Annotated in this window: 18 protein-coding genes; 8 read left to right on the top strand and 10 right to left on the bottom strand. The window is 63.3% G+C overall.

The genetic code is table 11. The annotated features are described in order from the left end of the window. Position 1: 1 nt before the first annotated feature. The 6 genes from Q0D31_RS06720 to hemJ form a co-directional block, all read right to left on the bottom strand. Complete coding sequence (locus Q0D31_RS06720) at positions 2 to 853, bottom strand: ParA family protein (protein WP_291847318.1); 852 nt, start codon at positions 851 to 853, stop codon at positions 2 to 4. Continuing rightward, a complete protein-coding gene (rsmG, locus tag Q0D31_RS06715; protein WP_291848140.1) occupies positions 850 to 1548 on the bottom strand; it encodes a 16S rRNA (guanine(527)-N(7))-methyltransferase RsmG in 699 nt (232 codons plus the stop codon). The genes Q0D31_RS06720 and rsmG overlap by 4 nt, the downstream gene beginning before the upstream one ends. A gap of 31 nt (positions 1549 to 1579) precedes the next feature. Continuing rightward, a complete protein-coding gene (gene mnmG / locus Q0D31_RS06710) occupies positions 1580 to 3457 on the bottom strand; it encodes a tRNA uridine-5-carboxymethylaminomethyl(34) synthesis enzyme MnmG (protein ID WP_291847315.1) in 1878 nt (625 codons plus the stop codon). A 119-nt stretch (positions 3458 to 3576) separates the two neighbouring features. Then, a complete protein-coding gene (mnmE, locus tag Q0D31_RS06705) occupies positions 3577 to 4911 on the bottom strand; it encodes a tRNA uridine-5-carboxymethylaminomethyl(34) synthesis GTPase MnmE (RefSeq protein WP_291847312.1) in 1335 nt (444 codons plus the stop codon). Positions 4912 to 5136: 225 nt separating this feature from the next. Next, positions 5137 to 6402 (bottom strand): transcription termination factor Rho, encoded by a 1266-nt coding sequence (rho, locus tag Q0D31_RS06700; protein WP_291847307.1) that lies wholly within the window; start codon positions 6400 to 6402, stop codon positions 5137 to 5139. A 256-nt stretch (positions 6403 to 6658) separates the two neighbouring features. Further along, the gene (hemJ, locus tag Q0D31_RS06695) at positions 6659 to 7105 is read right to left on the bottom strand and encodes a protoporphyrinogen oxidase HemJ (RefSeq protein ID WP_291847304.1); all 447 of its coding nucleotides are present in this window, start codon (positions 7103 to 7105) and stop codon (positions 6659 to 6661) included. Positions 7106 to 7560: 455 nt separating this feature from the next. Between hemJ and Q0D31_RS06690 the strand changes: the two genes are divergently transcribed. The 4 genes from Q0D31_RS06690 to dnaQ are packed head-to-tail and all read left to right on the top strand — an operon-like array spanning position 7561 to position 10376. Next, positions 7561 to 8400 (top strand): pyruvate, water dikinase regulatory protein, encoded by an 840-nt coding sequence (locus Q0D31_RS06690; RefSeq protein WP_291847301.1) that lies wholly within the window; start codon positions 7561 to 7563, stop codon positions 8398 to 8400. 10 nt (positions 8401 to 8410) lie between these two features. Beyond that, the gene (locus Q0D31_RS06685; protein ID WP_291847298.1) at positions 8411 to 9019 is read left to right on the top strand and encodes a Maf family protein; all 609 of its coding nucleotides are present in this window, start codon (positions 8411 to 8413) and stop codon (positions 9017 to 9019) included. 27 nt (positions 9020 to 9046) lie between these two features. After that, positions 9047 to 9646: a dephospho-CoA kinase gene (coaE, locus tag Q0D31_RS06680; RefSeq protein WP_291847295.1), complete on the top strand. Its 600-nt coding sequence runs from the start codon at positions 9047 to 9049 to the stop codon at positions 9644 to 9646. A 31-nt stretch (positions 9647 to 9677) separates the two neighbouring features. Next, the gene (gene dnaQ / locus Q0D31_RS06675; protein ID WP_291847292.1) at positions 9678 to 10376 is read left to right on the top strand and encodes a DNA polymerase III subunit epsilon; all 699 of its coding nucleotides are present in this window, start codon (positions 9678 to 9680) and stop codon (positions 10374 to 10376) included. Between the two features lie 35 nt (positions 10377 to 10411). Here dnaQ and secB read toward each other — a convergent pair whose 3' ends face one another. Further along, a complete protein-coding gene (gene secB, locus Q0D31_RS06670) occupies positions 10412 to 10900 on the bottom strand; it encodes a protein-export chaperone SecB (protein ID WP_291847289.1) in 489 nt (162 codons plus the stop codon). Positions 10901 to 11343: 443 nt separating this feature from the next. On the opposite strand from secB, the gene Q0D31_RS06665 reads away from it, so the two are divergent. The 3 genes from Q0D31_RS06665 (at position 11344) to Q0D31_RS06655 (ending at position 14148) form a co-directional block, all read left to right on the top strand. Then, entirely contained in the window at positions 11344 to 12048 is a 705-nt protein-coding gene (locus tag Q0D31_RS06665; RefSeq protein WP_291847287.1) for a Tim44/TimA family putative adaptor protein, read from the top strand. 127 nt (positions 12049 to 12175) lie between these two features. Then, a complete protein-coding gene (locus Q0D31_RS06660) occupies positions 12176 to 13561 on the top strand; it encodes an MltA domain-containing protein (RefSeq protein WP_366518506.1) in 1386 nt (461 codons plus the stop codon). Further along, on the top strand, positions 13558 to 14148 hold the full coding sequence (locus Q0D31_RS06655; RefSeq protein WP_291847280.1) for a Smr/MutS family protein: 591 nt from the start codon (positions 13558 to 13560) through the stop codon (positions 14146 to 14148). Before Q0D31_RS06660 ends, Q0D31_RS06655 begins: the two co-directional genes overlap by 4 nt. A gap of 4 nt (positions 14149 to 14152) precedes the next feature. On the opposite strand, the gene Q0D31_RS06650 is transcribed toward Q0D31_RS06655, so the two are convergent. The 3 genes from Q0D31_RS06650 to hslV form a co-directional block, all read right to left on the bottom strand. Then, the gene (locus tag Q0D31_RS06650) at positions 14153 to 15277 is read right to left on the bottom strand and encodes a hypothetical protein (RefSeq protein ID WP_291847277.1); all 1125 of its coding nucleotides are present in this window, start codon (positions 15275 to 15277) and stop codon (positions 14153 to 14155) included. Between the two features lie 34 nt (positions 15278 to 15311). After that, entirely contained in the window at positions 15312 to 16613 is a 1302-nt protein-coding gene (gene hslU, locus Q0D31_RS06645) for an ATP-dependent protease ATPase subunit HslU (protein WP_291847273.1), read from the bottom strand. Positions 16614 to 16681: 68 nt separating this feature from the next. Continuing rightward, positions 16682 to 17233, bottom strand: a complete 552-nt coding sequence (gene hslV, locus Q0D31_RS06640; protein ID WP_291847270.1) for an ATP-dependent protease subunit HslV — start codon at positions 17231 to 17233, stop codon at positions 16682 to 16684. A 190-nt stretch (positions 17234 to 17423) separates the two neighbouring features. Between hslV and hisB the strand changes: the two genes are divergently transcribed. Next, on the top strand, positions 17424 to 18017 hold the full coding sequence (gene hisB / locus Q0D31_RS06635; RefSeq protein ID WP_291847263.1) for an imidazoleglycerol-phosphate dehydratase HisB: 594 nt from the start codon (positions 17424 to 17426) through the stop codon (positions 18015 to 18017). The last annotated feature ends 26 nt before the right edge of the window (positions 18018 to 18043 follow it).

The following is an 18043-nucleotide window of genomic DNA, read 5'->3' as shown; positions in this document are numbered from 1 at the left end:
ACTAATGCGTCCTCAGCTCGCGCTCGCGCTGGATCACTTCGGTCGCGAGCTTGAGATAGGCTTCGCTGCCGACGCATTTGAGATCATAGACCAGCACCGGCTTGCCGTAGGACGGCGCCTCGGAGATGCGCACGTTGCGCGGGATCATGGTGTTGTAGACCTTGCCGCCCATGAACTGACGTACGTCGGCGACAACCTGGTTGGACAGATTGTTGCGCGAGTCGAACATGGTCAGCACGATGCCGTGAATCGACAGGTTCGGGTTGAGTGTCGAGCGCACCTGCTCCACCGTCTGCAGCAATTGCGACAGGCCCTCGAGCGCGAAGAACTCACACTGCAGCGGCACCAGGATCGCGTCCGATGCGGCCATCGCGTTGACGGTCAGAAGGTTGAGCGACGGCGGGCAATCGATCAGCACATAGGTGTATTCGGTCTCCGGCGTCGCATTATTGTTCAGCGCCGCGATCGCATCGCGCAGGCGGAACGCGCGGCCCGGCGTGGTTCCGAGTTCGAGTTCGAGACCCGACAGATCCATGGTCGACGAAGCGATATGCAGCCGCGGCACCGCGGTGGGCACCACCGCCTCGCGCAGCGGGGCTTCACCGATCAGAACGTCGTAGGTCGAGCAGTTGCGGGTGCGGCGATCAATGCCAAGACCGGTCGAGGCATTGCCCTGCGGGTCGAGATCGACGATCAGGACCCGCTCCCCGATCGCGGCGAGCGCGGTACCCAGATTTATCGCGGTAGTGGTCTTGCCGACGCCGCCCTTCTGGTTGGCGAGCGACAGGATACGCGGATGGGGCGGTGGGGTTTTCTCCCTATCCGCTTGATATAGCTCATCTAATTCAGTCATACCCGATCGCCATTCGCCAATGCGGGGAGAGTGCGCCGCTCGATTCGGTCGAGTTCGACGATCCAGCCGTTTCCGCCCGTCAGGCTGGAGTGGAGTCGCGATTCGATATTCCAATATCTGGTAGCTTCGGTCAATTCGGACTCTACATCTTGACCCTTTGGAAACAACGCCTTTGCTCCCTTTCGAACCAAGGGTTCGGCGAAACCGATCAGCTGATGTAACGGAGCCAAGGCTCGTGCAGTGACGCAATCTGCGGGCGCTTCGATTCTTTCCACAATATCCCGGATGTCGGCCAAATGCACGCGCGCCGCGGCGGAAGTAATGCGGACCGCTTCCCGCAGAAAGGCCGCTTTCTTGGCGTTGCGCTCGATCAGATGGATTTGAGCGCCCGGCCTGTCCGCCAATGCGCAAGCCAGCACCACGCCTGGAAAACCCCCGCCGCTCCCCAGATCAACCCAGATCTTCGCCGTCGGAGCCAGGCGCAAGAGCTGCAACGAATCGGCGATATGCCGGGTCCAGAGAGTTGGAAGCGTCGAGGGCGACACGAGGTTCGTCTTCGCCTGCCATGTCAGCAGGAGATCGACATAGCGCTCCAGCCTCGCTTCCGTTTCATGTGAAACAGGCGTCAGCGCCAAAGCTGCCGCCTTGTCCGAGGCGAGGATCGGTGACGCACCCAATGTAGCCGCACCTGCCATCATGCGCCCCAGCGTTTCACGTGAAACGATTTCAAGCGGTCGCTACTTTCCGCCGCGCTTCGCGTCGCAGATAGGCCGCGAGGATTCCAAGTGCCGCCGGCGTCAACCCGTCCAGACGACCCGCCTGCCCCACTGTTCGCGGCCGCGCCGCCTCGAGCCTGGCGCGCGCCTCGTTGGAAAGTCCCGGCACATCGGCGTAATCGATGTCGGTCAGGACCAAACCTTCGTCACGCCGGAAGGCGTCGACATCCGCGGTCTGACGCTTGAGATAGACATCGTATTTGGCGTCGATCTCAAGGTGGGTAGCGATCGATGGTTCAATGGCGGAGAGCTCCGGCCAGATGCCGCGCAAGGTTTTCCATTCCATCTCGGGATAGGCCAACAGCTCGAAGGCCGAGCGCCGCTGGCCGTCCCGGTTGAGTGTGAGGCCATGCCGACCTGCTTCATTGGGGGTGATCGCCAGCGACTTCGCCAAAGCCTTGGCCGCATCGAGCGCCGCCATCTTGTCGTGATGTCGTCGCGAGCGCGCCTGCCCTACGCAACCCAAAGCAATCCCCTTGTCCGTCAACCGCTGATCGGCGTTGTCGGCCCGCAAGGTCAAGCGGTACTCAGCCCGCGAGGTGAACATCCGATACGGTTCGGTGATCCCGCGGGTCACGAGATCGTCGATCATCACGCCGAGATATCCATCCGCGCGGTCGAACACGACAGCATCGCCGCCGCCGGCCGTCAGTGCCGCGTTCAGGCCCGCGACAATCCCCTGGGCCGCGGCCTCCTCATAGCCGGTGGTGCCGTTGATCTGCCCGGCCAGGAACAAGCCCCGCAGCCGCCGGGTTTGCAGGGTCGGCTCCAGTTCGCGGGGGTCTATATGATCGTACTCGATGGCATAGCCTGGCCGGACCATCCGCACCCGCTCAAGACCTGGAATGGTCGCGAGCATCGCGAGCTGGACCTCCTCCGGCAGCGATGTCGAAATGCCGTTGGGATAGACGGTGGAGTCGTCGAGCCCTTCCGGTTCTAGAAAAATCTGGTGGCCGTCGCGGTCGCCGAAGCGGACGATCTTGTCCTCGATCGACGGACAATAGCGCGGGCCGCTGCTCTGGATCTGGCCGGAATACATCGGCGATCGATGCACATTGGCCCGGATCACGTCATGGGTGGCGGTCGTCGTCCGGGTGATGCCGCACTGAATCTGCGGCGTCGTGATCCGGTCGGTCATGACCGAGAACGGTTCGGGGGGATCGTCACCGGGCTGCATCTCAACCGCGGGCCAATCGATGGTCGCGCCGTCCAGCCGCGGCGGTGTGCCGGTCTTCAAGCGTCCAAGCTTAAAGCCGGCGCGCTCGAACGAGATCGAAAGCCCCGTCGCCGGCGCCTCGCCGACGCGGCCCGCCGGCCAGCTCTTTTCGCCGAGATGGATGAGGCCTCTCAGGAACGTGCCGGTCGTAACGACCACGGCACCGGCCGAAAGCTCCCGGTCCTCGCCCAGACGGATGCCGATAACCCGGCCGTCCGAAACGATCAGGTCCTCCGCCTCGCCTTCGACCACGCTGAGATTGGCGGTATGCCGGATCGCCGCCTGCATGGCCGTCGCGTAGAGCTTGCGATCGGCCTGGGCGCGCGGTCCCCGAACCGCCGGACCCTTGCGGCGGTTCAACATCCGAAACTGGATTCCGCCGGCGTCGGCCACCCGGCCCATCAAGCCATCGAGTGCATCGACTTCGCGGACGAGATGACCCTTGCCCAGACCTCCGATCGCGGGATTGCAGGACATCGCTCCGACCGTCGCGAAACGATGGGTCACCAGGGCCGTCCTTGCCCCCATCCGAGCCGAAGCGCTAGCGGCCTCGCAGCCGGCGTGGCCGCCGCCGATGACGATGACGTCGAAGCTGTCTGCTCGGGAGATCATGACGCCCCTTCTAGCGTCGAGTTAGCAGCGCCGAAAGCGGAAGTTTGGTGAAACGCGGCGTTTCACGTGAAACACCCTAGCTCGAGCGTTTCACGTGAAACAGTTCCAATCGGTAAGGCTCACTTACCTACGCAGAACTGACCAAAAATGACATCAAGGACATCCTCGACATCCACCCTTCCCAGCAGCCGGCCGAGCGAGCGGGCCGCCGCGCGCAACTCTTCCGCCGCAAGTTCCTCACCATCCGCGGCGACCTCGACGCTTCGCGCCAGTGACGCGGCCACCTCCTCCAGGATTTTTCGATGCCGCGCCCGGCCGATCGCGCCGCCCTCGCTGCCGCCGAAATAGGTTTGCGCAAACCCAACCAGGGCCGCGACCAGGTCCGGCAGTCCGTCGCCATGGCTGGCGGAAACCAGAAACGCGCGTCGCCCTGACGCCTCGGCCAATGGCCGACCTGCCCCCCCGTCCAGATCGATCTTGTTACGCACCAGCCAGACCGGCGCGGGTCCAGCCTGAGGGGCTTCAGCAAGCGATGCATCCGTCAGCCAAAGCACGAGGTCGGCATCCGCGGCCCGCGCGCGGGCCCGGCGGACCCCCTCCTGCTCCACCGGATCGTCCGTCTCGCGAATCCCCGCGGTGTCGATCATGGTCACCGGATAGCCGTCGAGATCGAGCTGCGCTTCGATGACATCGCGCGTGGTGCCGGCATGCGGCGACACGATCGCAACCTCGCGGCGCGCCAGTTGATTCATCAAGGTGGATTTCCCGACATTCGGCGGCCCGGCGATCGCCACCACCACACCATCGCGGAGCCGCTCGCTTCGCCCCTCCGCAGCCAGCACTTCCCGGACTTCGCCCAGCAGCGCCTTGATCCGCGTCAGCGCCGGCGCGATCAACTCCGCCGGCACGTCGCCCTCGTCCGAAAAATCGATGCCGGCCTCGATCAGCGCGGACGCTTCAATCACCCTCGCCCGCCAGTCGCGCGCGCGGTCACCGAGCAAGCCCTTCAACTGCCGCAGCGCCTGGCGGCGCTGACGATCGGTGTCGGCGTGAATGAGATCGTCGAGACCCTCGGCTTCGGTCAGGTCGAGCTTGCCATTCTCAAATGCCCGGCGGGTGAATTCCCCGGGCTCCGCCGGACGAACATCGTCGAAGGCGGCGAGCGCGGCAAACAAGGCGGCGAGCACCGCGCGCCCGCCATGGACGTGGAATTCCGCGACGTCCTCGCCGGTGGCGCTGGCGGGTGCGGGAAACCACAACACCACGGCGTCGTCGATCGGCCGCTGGCCGACATCCCTCAGCAATGCGCGGGTAGCCAGCCGCGGCGCCGGCGCCTTGCCGGCGAGCGTCGCGATCACGTTGCCGGCCTGAGGGCCGGACACCCGCACCAGGGCGATCGCACTGGGGAGCCGGCCGGATGACAGCGCAAAGATGGTCTGGTCGCGCGGATGCATCGCCTATTTGTGCAGCCGCCCTCGTAAAGGCAACGCAATTCCGATCGAGCGGTTTACGCTACAGCGAGGTCGAGAAGCCTCGTGTTCGAAAGCCGCGATATCACATAATACCAAATATAATCAATATCTTATCGGATAACCAGGCAACGCCGTGTCCGAATGACCCAAGCGTGAGAAAGGCGCCTTGCTGCTGCAAAGCGCCCTCCTCCACCCTGGCTTCGCGGCTCAGGTGTTCATCGAATCGAAGAACTCCGAGTTGTTCTTGGTGCTGCGGAGCTTGTCGAGCAGGAAATCGATCGCATCCATCGTGCCCATCGGATTGAGGATCCGCCGCAGCACGTACATTTTCTTCAGGAGCTGCGGATCGGTGATCAGCTCCTCTTTGCGGGTGCCGGATCGCGAAATGTCGATCGCCGGGAACGTCCGCTTGTCGGAGACCTTGCGGTCGAGAATCAGTTCGGAATTGCCGGTACCCTTGAATTCCTCGAAGATCACTTCGTCCATGCGACTGCCGGTATCGACCAGCGCGGTGGCGATGATCGTCAGCGAACCGCCCTCCTCGATGTTGCGCGCCGCGCCGAAGAATCGTTTCGGCCGTTGCAGCGCGTTGGCATCGACGCCGCCGGTCAGCACCTTGCCCGATGACGGCACCACGGTGTTGTAGGCGCGACCCAGACGCGTGATCGAGTCCAGCAGGATCACCACGTCGCGTCCGTGCTCGACCAGCCGTTTGGCTTTCTCGATCACCATCTCGGCGACCTGGACGTGGCGCACCGCCGGTTCGTCGAATGTGGACGACACCACTTCGCCTTTCACCGAGCGCTGCATGTCGGTGACTTCTTCCGGGCGTTCGTCGATCAGAAGCACGATCAGGTAGCATTCGGGATGATTGGCGGTGATGGAGTGCGCGATGTTCTGCATCAGCACCGTCTTGCCAGTGCGCGGCGGGGCTACGATCAGCGCGCGCTGGCCCTTGCCAATCGGTGCGACGATATCGATAACCCTTGCGGAAAGGTCTTTTCGCGTCGGATCCTCGAGTTCGAGGCGGAACCGCTGATCCGGAAACAGCGGCGTCAGATTGTCGAAATTGACCTTGTGCTTGGACTTTTCCGGATCTTCGAAATTGAGCGTGTTGACCTTCAGCAGCGCAAAATAGCGTTCGCCTTCCTTCGGACTGCGAATGTGGCCTTCGATGGTATCGCCGGTACGAAGGCCGAAGCGGCGGATCTGCGAGGGCGATACGTAGATATCGTCCGGGCCGGGCAGGTAGTTGGCGTCAGGCGAGCGAAGAAAACCGAAGCCGTCGGAGAGAACCTCGACGACGCCTTCGCCGATAATGTCGATTTCCTGGATCGCGAGCTGCTTGAGAATAGCAAACATCAGCTCCTGCTTGCGCATGGTGCTGGCATTCTCGACCCCGTTCTCCTCGGCGAACGAGACCAGCTCGGCCGGCGTTTTCGACTTGAGGTCCTGAAGTTTCATTTCCCGCATGGGGGTGGTCCTGTGGAGTGTCGTGGGGAGGGGATGCAAGGTGGCTCGAGCAGAAAGCGGACGCGAAAATTGGATGGTCCGCAGGTCTAAGCGAGGAAAGCGCCGGTGAGGCTTCAAACCTGATGCGACGGCCGGTCCAACGAAGAGACCGGAACGCGACCACATCCGCCTGCGTGGGGTGGGATTTTCTCAATATAGAAAATAGTCCGGCGCTTCGCAAGCGTGAGCTACGCCGGATGGTTGACGAAGCCGCCGGCTAGAATGGCTTGACGATCACCAGGATCACGATCAGGACCATCAGGACCGTCGGAACCTCGTTGATAACACGATAGAATTTTTGACTCCGGCTATTGCGGTCGGCGGCAAATTCCCTGACCCAACGTGAGAAAAAGCCGTGCACGGCTGACAGGATCAGCACCAACAGCAATTTGCCATGAAACCAGCCGGAGGTGAGCCAATGGCCGCCCCAGGCCAGGTAAAGCCCCGCTACCCAGGTTACGATCATGGCGGGATTGATGATCGCCTTCAGCAATCGCCGTTCCATCACCTTGAAGGTTTCGGACTGGCTGGATCCGACCTCGACCTCGGCGTGGTAGACGAACAGCCGGGGCAGGTAGAGCATGCCGGCCATCCACGAAATGACCGCGATCACATGCAGCGCCTTGATCCACGGATACGCCGTGATCGTGATCCACTCGTACATTGCAACCGTCCGACCCTGTGCTCGTCGCTGGAACGTTCAGACCATCCCGACGTTGCAAAGCTAGCCTGCGTTGGTCGGGGACGGAGACATATCCTCAATGCCCCGCTTCTCTAAACTATAATTTTAGAATCTTAGGTTTGAGTCTAAGTAGCGGTGATTAGGACTCACACAAAATTAACCAGCATCTTTGCGCCGCTTGTCCACATCCGTCGCATGGCCCGTCGAGACATCACACTTTCCAGATAACCTCATCGGCCTCAATCCCTTGCGACTTTTCGTGGTCAGCTTATCAAGAGACAAGTCCACATCTTCTCACTATCATCGTCGACGGCTGGCGGACTTTTCCTCTCGCCCGGCCCTGTGAAGAAAACGACGGGTTATCCCGGAGGTCGCGACCCAGGGCCGATTATCTCGGCTAAGCTCCCCAGAGATTCACAGGTTACACAGGGGTCCAGGTGCCCACGACCGGCAACTATTTTCATCTTCACCTGGTGTCCGATTCGACCGGCGAGACGCTGATCACGGTGGCGCGCGCGGTGGCTGCGCAGTACGCCAACGTGTCGGCGGTCGAGCATGTCTATCCGCTGGTGCGCAGCCAGAAGCAGCTCGACCGTGTACTCGACGAGATCGAGGAGGCGCCTGGCATCGTCCTTTTCACCTTGCTGGAGAAGGATCTGGTCGGCCGGCTGGAGGCCAAGTGCAAGGCTATCAATATTCCAAGCCTGTCCATCATCGGCCCGGTGATGCAATTGTTCGAGGCCTATCTCGGCGCCGCCACGACCGGCCGCGTCGGCGCCCAGCACGTTTTGAATGCGGAGTATTTCAAGCGGATCGATGCCTTGAACTACACCATGATCCACGATGACGGGCAGCACGTCGAAGGCCTCGAAGATGCCGACGTGGTCCTGGTCGGTGTATCCCGCACCTCAAAGACACCGACCTCGATCTATCTTGCCAACCGCGGCATCCGGACCGCGAATGTGCCGCTGGTGCCGGGCATTCCATTGCCGCACCAATTGGAGACGCTGAAAAAGCCGTTGGTCGTCAGCCTTCATGCGACGCCGGAGCGCCTGATTCAGGTCCGGCAGAACCGGCTGTTGAGCATGGGCGCCGATTCCTCCAATGATGATTACATCGACCGGCAGGCCGTTGCCGACGAAGTCGCCCATGCGCGGCGGTTGAGCGCCAAATTCAGCTGGGCGCAACTTGACGTGACGCGGCGCTCGATCGAGGAGACGGCGGCGGCCGTGATGAAGCTGTACACCGATCGCCAGCGCCAGCGGCTTCCCGAATGATGTGGGTGCGATGACCATGTGGCGTGGAAAACATCCGCTGATCCTGGCCTCGCAGAGCCGGGCACGCCAGACGCTGCTCGCCAATGCCAGCATTCCCTTCGACGCCGTCCCCGCGGAGATCGATGAACGCGCCGTGCAGGAAAACTCCGGCCTTTCGGCGCCCGGCGAGATCGCGACCTTGCTGGCGCGCGCGAAGGCGTCGCTGGTATCGTCGAACCACCCCGGCCGCTACGTGCTAGGCGCCGATCAGACCCTTGCGCTTGGATCGCGGCTGTTCAACAAGCCGTCGGGCCGCGCCGAGGCTGCGGCGCAGCTGCGGCTGCTTGCCGGCAATACGCATGAACTGCACGCCGCCGTTGCCGTTGCCCGTGATGGCAAGGTAGTGTTCGCCGATGTCGGCGTTGCGCGAATGAGCATGCGCCGTTTGGGCGATGATGCGATCGAGGATTACCTGGATCAGGCCGGGGAGGCGGTAACGACGAGCGTCGGCGCCTATCAGCTTGAAGGGCTCGGGGTGCATCTGTTCGATCGCATCGAGGGCGACCATTTCACCATTATGGGGCTTCCGCTGCTGCCGCTGCTCGCGTTCCTGCGCGGCGAAAATCTGCTAAACGCCTAGAATCATCCCTCAGCAAACGGCGCCAAAATGCGGATCCTCGGATTGACCGGCTCGATCGGGATGGGGAAATCCACCACCGCTAAGTTATTCGGCGAGGCCGGCGTGCCGGTTTATGATGCCGACGCGGCGGTCCACAAGATTTACGAAGGCGAGGCCGCGCCGGCGATCGAAGCCGCGTTTCCCGGCACGACCGTCGATGGGCGCGTCGATCGCGCCAAACTGTCCGCCAGGGTGGTGCATGATCCCGCCGCCATCAAGCGGCTGGAGCAGATCGTTCATCCGATGCTCGGGGCCTCCCGCAAGAGATTTCTCGATGAGGCCGAACGCTCGGGCACACCGGTGGTCGTGATGGACATTCCGCTGCTTTATGAAACCGGCGGCGAAAAGCGCGTCGACGCCGTCGTCGTGGTCAGCACCGATTCGGCGACCCAGCGCCAGCGCATCATGGCGCGGGGAACGATGTCGCCGGAGGCGCTCGACGCCATCCTGGCGCGGCAATTGCCCGACGCCGAAAAGCGCAAGCGCGCCGATTTCGTGGTGGACACCTCGCACGGGCTGGAGCCGGTGCGCGCCGCCATCCGCGACATTCTGGCCGAGGTCGTTAAGATGCCGCGGCGGCGGACCTGATTCGCCGAAGCTGCAGCGGCTGCGGAACTCCATGCGCGAAATCGTTCTTGATACCGAAACCACGGGCCTCGATCCGCTGCGCGGCGACCGGCTGGTCGAGATCGGCTGCATCGAGATCTACAACCGCATGCCGACCGGGCAGAGCTTCCACCGCTACATCAACCCCGAGCGCGACATGCCGGCGGAAGCGTTTGCCGTCCACGGGCTGTCCAGCGCGTTTCTCGCCAGCAAGCCGCTATTCCTTGAAGTGGTCGACGAATTCCTTGCCTTCATCGGCGAGGCGCCGCTCGTGATCCACAACGCCTCGTTCGACATCAGCTTCATCAATGCCGAGCTTGACCGGATCAAGCGGCAGCCGATCTCACGCGAACGGCTGGTCGATACGCTGCTGCTGGCCCGCCGCAAGCATCCGGGCGTTTCCAACAAGCTCGACGATCTCTGCTCGCGCTACGCGATCGACAATTCCCGGCGCACCAAGCACGGCGCGCTGCTCGACGCCGAGTTGCTCGCCGAAGTCTATATCGACCTGATCGGGGCGCGGCAGTCGCAACTGGTCTTGGCCTCGGAGCTCCGCGCCACGCCGACCGGCGGGTTTGGCGAAACCCCGCGTCGGCAGCGCGAGGCGCCGCTTGCGCCCCGGCTTACCGACGCCGATCGCGAAGCGCATCGCGCCTTTGTCGCCACGCTCGGCGACAAGCCGATCTGGAACGAATTTCTGGGTACGGTCTAGCCGGCGGTAGGCCAGTGAAGCTAGAAGTCGGCCACTCAGCTCGGCTTGGCGCCAGAAACGGCCTGCGCCGCCGCCTGCCGCTCCATGTTCTGGCGGTACAGACCGACGAAATCCACGGGATCAAGCATCAGCGGCGGGAACCCGCCGTCGCGCACCGCGGTTGCAATGATCTCGCGGGCAAACGGGAACAACAGTCGCGGGCACTCGATCATCACGAGCGGATGAAGGTTTTCCTTCGGCACGTTGACGATGCGGAACACGCCGGCATAGGCGAGATCGAAGCTGAACATCACCTTGCCGAGGTTCTCAGCCTTGCCCTCGACCGAAAGCGTCACTTCAAATTCATTTTCAGCAAGATTGTTGGCTGAAACATTGATCTGGATATTGATGGCCGGCTGCTGCTGCTGCGGCGCCAGCGAGGAAGGCGCGTTCGGGTTTTCGAACGACAGGTCCTTGGTGTACTGCGCCAGCACGTTAAGCTGGGGAGGGGACTGCTCGGGGGGCGCGCCGTTGCCGTTGGTCATGAACTCTCTCCTGAAGCTCTGGCGAGCGGAGCCCGATTTGGTCTGAAATCGCTCGATGGGCGGGAATGTCGTTTCCGGCGAGTGGCTATCATAGGCCCGCCTTATCCCACAAGGTGGATGGCCGGTTGGCGGACAGGCCCGGCGCCAGAATACGATGATTCTGCCCGACAGGGTTGCGCGGGAGGCCGATCTTGCACGTTAAATGATTGAATATGCGGGATTTCCGGACATGATCCGGTTTCCCCTCGCCACCAAAATGCGCTACAATCTCCCACACCAAAACGCGCCATTGGCCGTGCGCGGTTTCATGCCTACATGCTCATGACTCAATCGACGATATAATCTCTGCCGTTCCCAGCGAAAATCCGTCAGGATGCCGCTCTCCAGGGAACGCTCGACCGCCGGGCCCGTTGCCGGCGTTAGAACCAGAAAGCGAATCCGACGTGGACATTTACACCATCATCTTCCTGGCGTTGGCGGTATTCATTTTCCTGCGCCTGCGCAGTGTGCTCGGTCAACGCACCGGGAGCGAGCGGCCGCCCTACGATCGCGCCGCGCCGAACGTCTTGCAGCGGACGCAGGACAATAACAACGTGGTCCCGCTGCCGGGCGCGGTGATCGATCAGGCGCCGCTGGCGCCGACCGCAGACGTTGCGCCCCAGGACCGCTGGAAAGGCATTGCCGAGGAGGGAACGCCACTTGCCGCGGGCCTCGATGCCATTGTCGCGAATGACTCCTCGTTTGATCCCCGGCACTTTCTGTCGGGCGCCCGCAGCGCCTACGAAATGATCGTGCTGGCCTTCGCCAATGGCGATCGCCGCGCGTTAAAGGATCTACTGTCCGGCGAGGTCTATGACAGCTTCGATGCCGTGATCAAGGATCGCGAGAAGCACGAGCAGAAGACCGAAACGCGATTCGTGTCGATCGACAAGGCCGATCTGGTGAGCGCGGAAGCCCGCGACCGGGCGGCGCAGCTGACGGTTTGCTTCGTGTCGCAGATGATCTCGGTCACCCGCGACAAGACCGGCGCCATTGTCGATGGCAATCCTGATAAGGTCGTCGATATCACCGATGTCTGGACATTCGCCCGCGACACGAGTTCTCGCGATCCGAACTGGAAGCTGGTTGGCACCGGAAGCGCGGCCTGAGACGCGACGCCTTGCGGGGCTCGTGCTTGGCGTGATCGCTTTGGCGTTGTCGCTTGCGCCAGCAGATGCCCTTGCAGCGCGCAAGGAGCGCCCGCACAAGCACCCGCATAGCCCCCCGTCCCGCCATTTGCCCTATCCGCGGCTGGAATGGCCGCTCCAGATCGAGGGCAGCCAGTATGCGCCGCTCGCCTGGTCGGATATCGCCGGCTGGAGCGACGACGACCATCTCGCCGGCTACCAGGCGTTTCGCGTGAGCTGCAAACCGATAGCCGCGCAGCGAAAGCCGCCTTCGGATTCGAAGGCGCTGGGCGCCTCGCTGCGCGACCCCTGCCGCATCGCCAGGGGCCAGGAAATATCCGATGGTGCGAAGGCGAGGGCGTTCTTCGAACAGCATTTCCTGCCGCTGCGGATCTCGCGGCTCGGTGAAGGCGAAGGCTTTGTCACCGGCTATTACGAGCCGATCATCGACGGCTCCCGCACCCAGACCGACATCTACAGCGTGCCGGTCTATCGCCGGCCGTCGAACCTGTTCGTTCGCGGCGCCCGGCAAAGCTCGGCCGGATTGCCCAACAAGGGCCAGGTGTTCCGCAAGGTCGGCCGCCGCAAACTGGTGCCGTATTACGATCGTGCCGAGATCGAGGACGGCGCCATTGCCGGCCGAGGGCTCGAAATCTGCTGGGTCAAGAACCAGACCGACCTCTTGTTCTCGCAAATCCAGGGCTCGGCGCGGGTCCGCATGGAGGATGGTTCGACCCTTCGCATCAACTACGACGCCCACAATGGCTATCCCTATACGCCGGTCGGCCGCATCCTGATCGATCGCAATATCGTACCGAAGGACCAGATGTCGATGCAGAAGATCCGGGACTGGATGGAGCAGAACCCGGATGGCGCCAACGAATTGCGGCGGCAGAACAAGTCGTATGTGTTCTTCCGCGAGGTGCAGCTTTCCGACAAGGATGAAGCGGTCGGTGCGCAGGGCGTGCCGCTGACGGCGGGCCGCTCGATCGCGGTCGACAAGGCGTTGCACGTCTACGGCACGCCGTTTTTCATCGAGGGCGAACTGCCGATCGAATCGGAGCGGTCAAAGACGCCGTTCCGCCGCCTCATGATCGCCCAGGACACCGGCTCCGCCATTGTCGGGCCGGCACGCGCCGATCTCTATTTCGGCGCCGGCGTCGACGCCGGAAAAGTTTCCGGACGCCTGCGCCACAATGCACGTTTCGTCATGTTGGTGCCGAAGAGCCTCGATCCGGCGGCGCGGGCCCGCAGGATGCCGGTGCCGGACGCGCGGCCGTCGGAGAAAATCGCCAGGCTGTTTCCGCAAACAGATCCGTTGAAGGATCGATCCAAGGAAATCAGGAGCGGCGCGAGCGCGGAAACAGCCGGGGTGTCGCAAACGTCGGTCTCGCAGGCCGCGGTCGCCCAGCCGGTTCCGCTTCCCGAACCGCGCCCGGTTATCAGAGCATCTCCTGAAAAACCCCAGCCCCGCCGCGATCGCCGCGCCAGATGAAGCGACGGTCCTCGATCCCTGAATTAACGATGCTGCCGCGGCGCAAGCGCGGCCTGAGCGAGGAAGAACGCGCGCTGTGGGATGGCGTCGCCAGCCAGCTCAAGCCACTGCGCAAGCGGCAACGCGCCGCCAAGCCGCCTGCCGCGTCGCCGGATCAGGAAACCAAGGCTGCGTCGAAGCCGGCCGCCTTGCCAAAGCCCGCGCCGCCGCCGCGGGTCGTTGTTCCGTCAACCCCCGAACCGCCGGCGCTGGCGCCGATCGGCCGCCGCGAGCGATCGCATCTGGCGCGCGGCCGCAAGCCGATCGACGCCCGGTTCGACCTGCACGGCATGACGCAGACGAGGGCGCACCGGGCCCTGTTCGGTTTTCTGCGGCGCGCGCATGAGGACGGGCTGACCTTCGTGCTGATCATCACCGGCAAGGGCAAGGTGGGAACCGGGTCCGAACGCGGGGTGTTGCGCCGTCAGGTGCCGCAATGGCTTGAACTGCCCGAATTCCGCTCGCTGGTGGTCGGCTTCGAGGAGGCCCATGTCGGCCATGGCGGCGAGGGCGCGCTCTATGTCCGCATGCGACGGGCGCGACCCTGAGTTCTCAAAACGGGCGCACGATCCCCACGCGCGGGATCAGCGTCGCGATCCAGCCGAATGCCAGGGTCTTGCGATCATCCGTCGATACCATGGGCACGGCCTGCGACGCCGGTAGCTCCTTGATGGCGTGCAGGATCAGGAACAGGCACACCGCCCAGTTTGAAATCCACCGGGAATAATCGAATACGATCGCGAACATGACGAGGTAGCCGAGGCTGACGATCACGAGCGCCGCCGTGACGATGCGGCGATGCCCGTCGAATCTAAGCGCAGCGCGCAGGTCGCGAAGATACCGCCATAGCGGCGCGTGAAACCAGATCAGGAGCGCGAACACGGGGATGCCGAGCAAATTGTGCGGCAGGCGCTGCCAAGTATCCAGGATTTCCTGTGATAGCGGCTGGTACCAGATATGGCTAAAGCTCAGCAGGGTTGCCCGCGACGGATCGGCCATCCGGCCTCTCAGATAGGCGACGAACTCCGCCTCAGGAACCGACATGGTGCCGTAGAATTGCGCCGCCACGAAGAGGGCGCCGATGGCCGCCAGCGATGCGACGCCAAATGCGGCGTTCTGCAGGGTGACGCGCTGCTTCAGGTAATGTCGCAGCACCACGATAACGGCGATGGTCGGCACATACATCAGGACATGAATGTGGTGGATCAGGAGGAGAATGGCCGAGAGCACCGCCGCGAGCAGTACATAGACCAGCGACCGCGCCGGAAGCAGCAGCAGGCAGATCGCGAACAGGCATCCGTAGATGTCGAAATGCCCGAGCGTGTGCATGAAGTTTTTCAGAAAGAACGGCGAACCCGCCATGAACACAAATAGCGGAAGATGTTTCTCTTCAAAGCCGAAGATACGCCGGAACAGGAGTACGAACAGCCCGGCCGTAACCAGCCAGACCGCGCCGCCAAGCGCGAACACCAGCCATACCGGCACCGTCGTGTCGAACAGCGAGACGATCGCACCAATCAGCGCGCGCTTGCTGAAGCCGAAGTGATAATCGACCAGAAGGTGGATGTAGGGGACGTAGGGCGGCAGCGCGACCTTGTGCAGCAATACCCCTGCAAGCACGGCGGCGTTGACGGCCAGCATCACGCGCCAGGGATTTCGCCACGCCCGCAGCTTCATTCCGCACCATCCGGGCTATGGCGGCTGCCGCCGGTTACAGGATAAACCGGCTCAGATCGGCATTCCTGGCGAGGTCGCCGACGTGCTTCTGGACATAGTCGGCGTCGATCCTGATGGTCTCGCCGTGGCGGTCCGGTGCGGCAAAGGAAATCTCGTCGAGCACGCGCTCCATCACCGTCTGCAGCCGTCGCGCGCCGATGTTCTCCACGGTCGAATTGACGGCGACCGCGACGTCCGCCAGCGCATCGATGGCGCCATCGGTGATGTCGAGCGTCACGCCCTCGGTCTGCATCAGCGCAACATACTGCTTGATCAGGGAAGCCTCGGGTTCGGTCAGGATGCGGCGCAGATCATCGCGGGTCAGCGCTTCCAGCTCGACCCGGATCGGAAGCCGGCCCTGCAACTCCGGCAACAGGTCCGAGGGCTTGGCGATGTGAAACGCGCCGGACGCAATGAACAGGATGTGGTCGGTCTTGACCGCGCCGTGCTTGGTCGAGACCGTGGTGCCTTCGATCAGCGGCAGCAGGTCGCGCTGCACGCCTTCGCGCGAGACGTCGCCGCCCGAGCGGCCGTCGCGCACGCAGATCTTGTCGATCTCGTCGAGGAACACGATGCCGTTGTTCTCGACCGCGTTGATGGCTTCCTGCACCAGCTGGTCGCTGTCGAGCAGCTTGTCGGACTCTTCGTTGATGAGAATCTCGTGCGAGTTCTCGACGGTGAGGCGGCGGGTCTTGCTCCGTCCGCCCAGCTTGCCGAAGATGTCGCCGATCGAGAGCGCGCCCAGCTGGGCGCCCGGCATGCCCGGAATTTCGAACATCGGCATGCCGCCGGAGGACTGCGTCTCGACCTCGATTTCCTTGTCGTTGAGCTCGCCGGCGCGCAGCTTCCTGCGGAAGGATTCGCGGGTTGCCGGGCTGGAGGCCGGTCCGACCAGCGCGTCGAGCACGCGCTCTTCAGCCGCCTGCTGCGCGCGGGCCTGCACGTCCTTGCGCTTGCGTTCGCGGACCTGGGCGATCGCGACCTCGACGAGATCGCGGATGATCTGCTCGACGTCGCGGCCGACATAGCCGACTTCGGTGAACTTGGTGGCCTCGACCTTGATGAAGGGCGCGCCGGCAAGCTTGGCCAGCCGTCGCGCTATCTCGGTCTTGCCGACGCCGGTCGGGCCGATCATCAGGATGTTTTTCGGCAGCACTTCCTCGCGCAACGAGCCGGTGAGCTGCAGCCGCCGCCAGCGATTGCGCAAGGCGATCGATACCGCACGCTTGGCGTCGTTCTGGCCGACGATGAAGCGGTCGAGTTCGGAGACGATTTCACGGGGGGAAAAGTCGGTCATGCGTCCTAGGTAGGGCTCCAGTATCGCGAGAGCAAGCCGTGCATGGGCGCCGACGACCGGCGGCTCCCTCACAGCGTTTCGATGGTGACGTTGCGGTTGGTGTAGACGCAGATGTCGGCGGCGATGTCGAGCGCGCGGCGCACGATGGTCTCGGCGTCCTTGTCGGTATCGACCAGCGCGCGGGCCGCGGCCAGCGCGTAATTGCCGCCGGAGCCGATCGCCATCACCCCGGTCTCCGGCTCCAGCACGTCGCCGGTGCCGGTCAGGACCAGCGACACATCCTTGTCGGCGACGATCATCATCGCCTCCAGCCGGCGCAAATAGCGGTCGGTCCGCCAGTCCTTGGCGAGTTCGACCGCCGCTCGGGTCAACTGCCCCGGATATTGCTCGAGCTTGCTTTCCAGCCGCTCGAACAGGGTGAAGGCGTCGGCCGTGGCCCCGGCAAAGCCGCCGATGACGTCGCCCTTGCCGATCTTGCGGACCTTCTTGGCGTTGGCCTTGATGACGGTCTGGCCGATCGAAACCTGGCCATCGCCGCCGATCACGACCTTGCCGCCCTTGCGGACCGTGAGAATCGTGGTGCCGTGCCAGACCGGCGGCCTGTTCTCGGATGCGTGCATGAATTGCCCTCGTTCCCGTCAGATCTAGGGGCTGTGGCGCCCGGTTACAATCACGCGCTTTCGCTCGTATTCCGGTCACCATAGGCGGAAGTTCGACCCTCCCGGCACCATCCCGCAGTAGCGAAGGCGACATCGGCCTGTTAAAAGGGCCGCGTTTTCGGCCCTCGGGGGCCAGAGGGAAGCAGCTTTCATGCGCACGGCGTCCATCAAGCGCAAGACCAAGGAAACCGACATCGAGGTCGCGGTGAACCTCGACGGCACCGGCGTGTCCAGGGTTTCGACCGGGATCGGCTTTTTCGACCACATGCTCGATCTGCTGGCCCGGCATTCGCGCATCGATATCACGGTGAAGGCCGACGGCGACCTCCATGTCGACCACCACCACACCACCGAGGATGTCGGGATCGCGCTCGGCCAGGCCGTGAAGCAGGCGCTCGGCGCCATGGCCGGCATCACCCGCTATGCCTCGATCCACATGCCGATGGACGAGACGCTGTCGCGCGTCGTGATCGACATTTCGGGCCGGCCGGTGCTGGTGTTCAAGGTCGAGTTTCCGCGCGACAAGGTCGGCACCTTCGACACCGAACTGGTGCGGGAATGGTTCAACGCCTTCGCCATCAACGCCGGCGTGACGCTGCACGTCGAAACCCTCTATGGCGAGAACAGCCATCATATCGCCGAATCCTGTTTCAAGGGTCTGGCGAGAGCGCTGCGGGCGGCGGTTGCGATCGATCCGCGCGCCGCAGGCGAAGTGCCTTCCACCAAGGGTCAGCTCGGCGGCTGATTGCTGTTCCCGTTCGGGCGGAGAGA

Source organism: Bradyrhizobium sp. (assembly GCF_022844465.1).
In the GTDB taxonomy this organism is placed as follows: Bacteria; Pseudomonadota; Alphaproteobacteria; order Rhizobiales; family Xanthobacteraceae; genus Bradyrhizobium.
Note: the sequence above shows the minus strand (reverse complement) of the source record. Positions and strands in the feature narration are given on the sequence as shown.

Bases quoted from the DNA above. Each gene is read 5' to 3' on its own strand.
- rsmG (WP_291848140.1), bottom strand. From the start codon at position 1,548: ATGGCAGGTGCGGCTACATTGGGTGCGTCACCGATCCTCGCCTCGGAC.
- hslV (WP_291847270.1), bottom strand. From the start codon at position 17,233: ATGCACGCATCCGAGAACAGGCCGCCGGTCTGGCACGGCACCACGATT.
- Q0D31_RS06685 (WP_291847298.1), top strand. From the start codon at position 8,411: ATGACCATGTGGCGTGGAAAACATCCGCTGATCCTGGCCTCGCAGAGC.
- Q0D31_RS06720 (WP_291847318.1), bottom strand. From the start codon at position 853: ATGACTGAATTAGATGAGCTATATCAAGCGGATAGGGAGAAAACCCCA.
- coaE (WP_291847295.1), top strand. From the start codon at position 9,047: ATGCGGATCCTCGGATTGACCGGCTCGATCGGGATGGGGAAATCCACC.
- secB (WP_291847289.1), bottom strand. From the start codon at position 10,900: ATGACCAACGGCAACGGCGCGCCCCCCGAGCAGTCCCCTCCCCAGCTT.
- dnaQ (WP_291847292.1), top strand. From the start codon at position 9,678: ATGCGCGAAATCGTTCTTGATACCGAAACCACGGGCCTCGATCCGCTG.
- hslU (WP_291847273.1), bottom strand. From the start codon at position 16,613: ATGACCGACTTTTCCCCCCGTGAAATCGTCTCCGAACTCGACCGCTTC.
- hemJ (WP_291847304.1), bottom strand. From the start codon at position 7,105: ATGTACGAGTGGATCACGATCACGGCGTATCCGTGGATCAAGGCGCTG.
- Q0D31_RS06655 (WP_291847280.1), top strand. From the start codon at position 13,558: ATGAAGCGACGGTCCTCGATCCCTGAATTAACGATGCTGCCGCGGCGC.
- mnmE (WP_291847312.1), bottom strand. From the start codon at position 4,911: ATGCATCCGCGCGACCAGACCATCTTTGCGCTGTCATCCGGCCGGCTC.
- rho (WP_291847307.1), bottom strand. From the start codon at position 6,402: ATGCGGGAAATGAAACTTCAGGACCTCAAGTCGAAAACGCCGGCCGAG.
- hisB (WP_291847263.1), top strand. From the start codon at position 17,424: ATGCGCACGGCGTCCATCAAGCGCAAGACCAAGGAAACCGACATCGAG.
- mnmG (WP_291847315.1), bottom strand. From the start codon at position 3,457: ATGATCTCCCGAGCAGACAGCTTCGACGTCATCGTCATCGGCGGCGGC.
- Q0D31_RS06650 (WP_291847277.1), bottom strand. From the start codon at position 15,277: ATGAAGCTGCGGGCGTGGCGAAATCCCTGGCGCGTGATGCTGGCCGTC.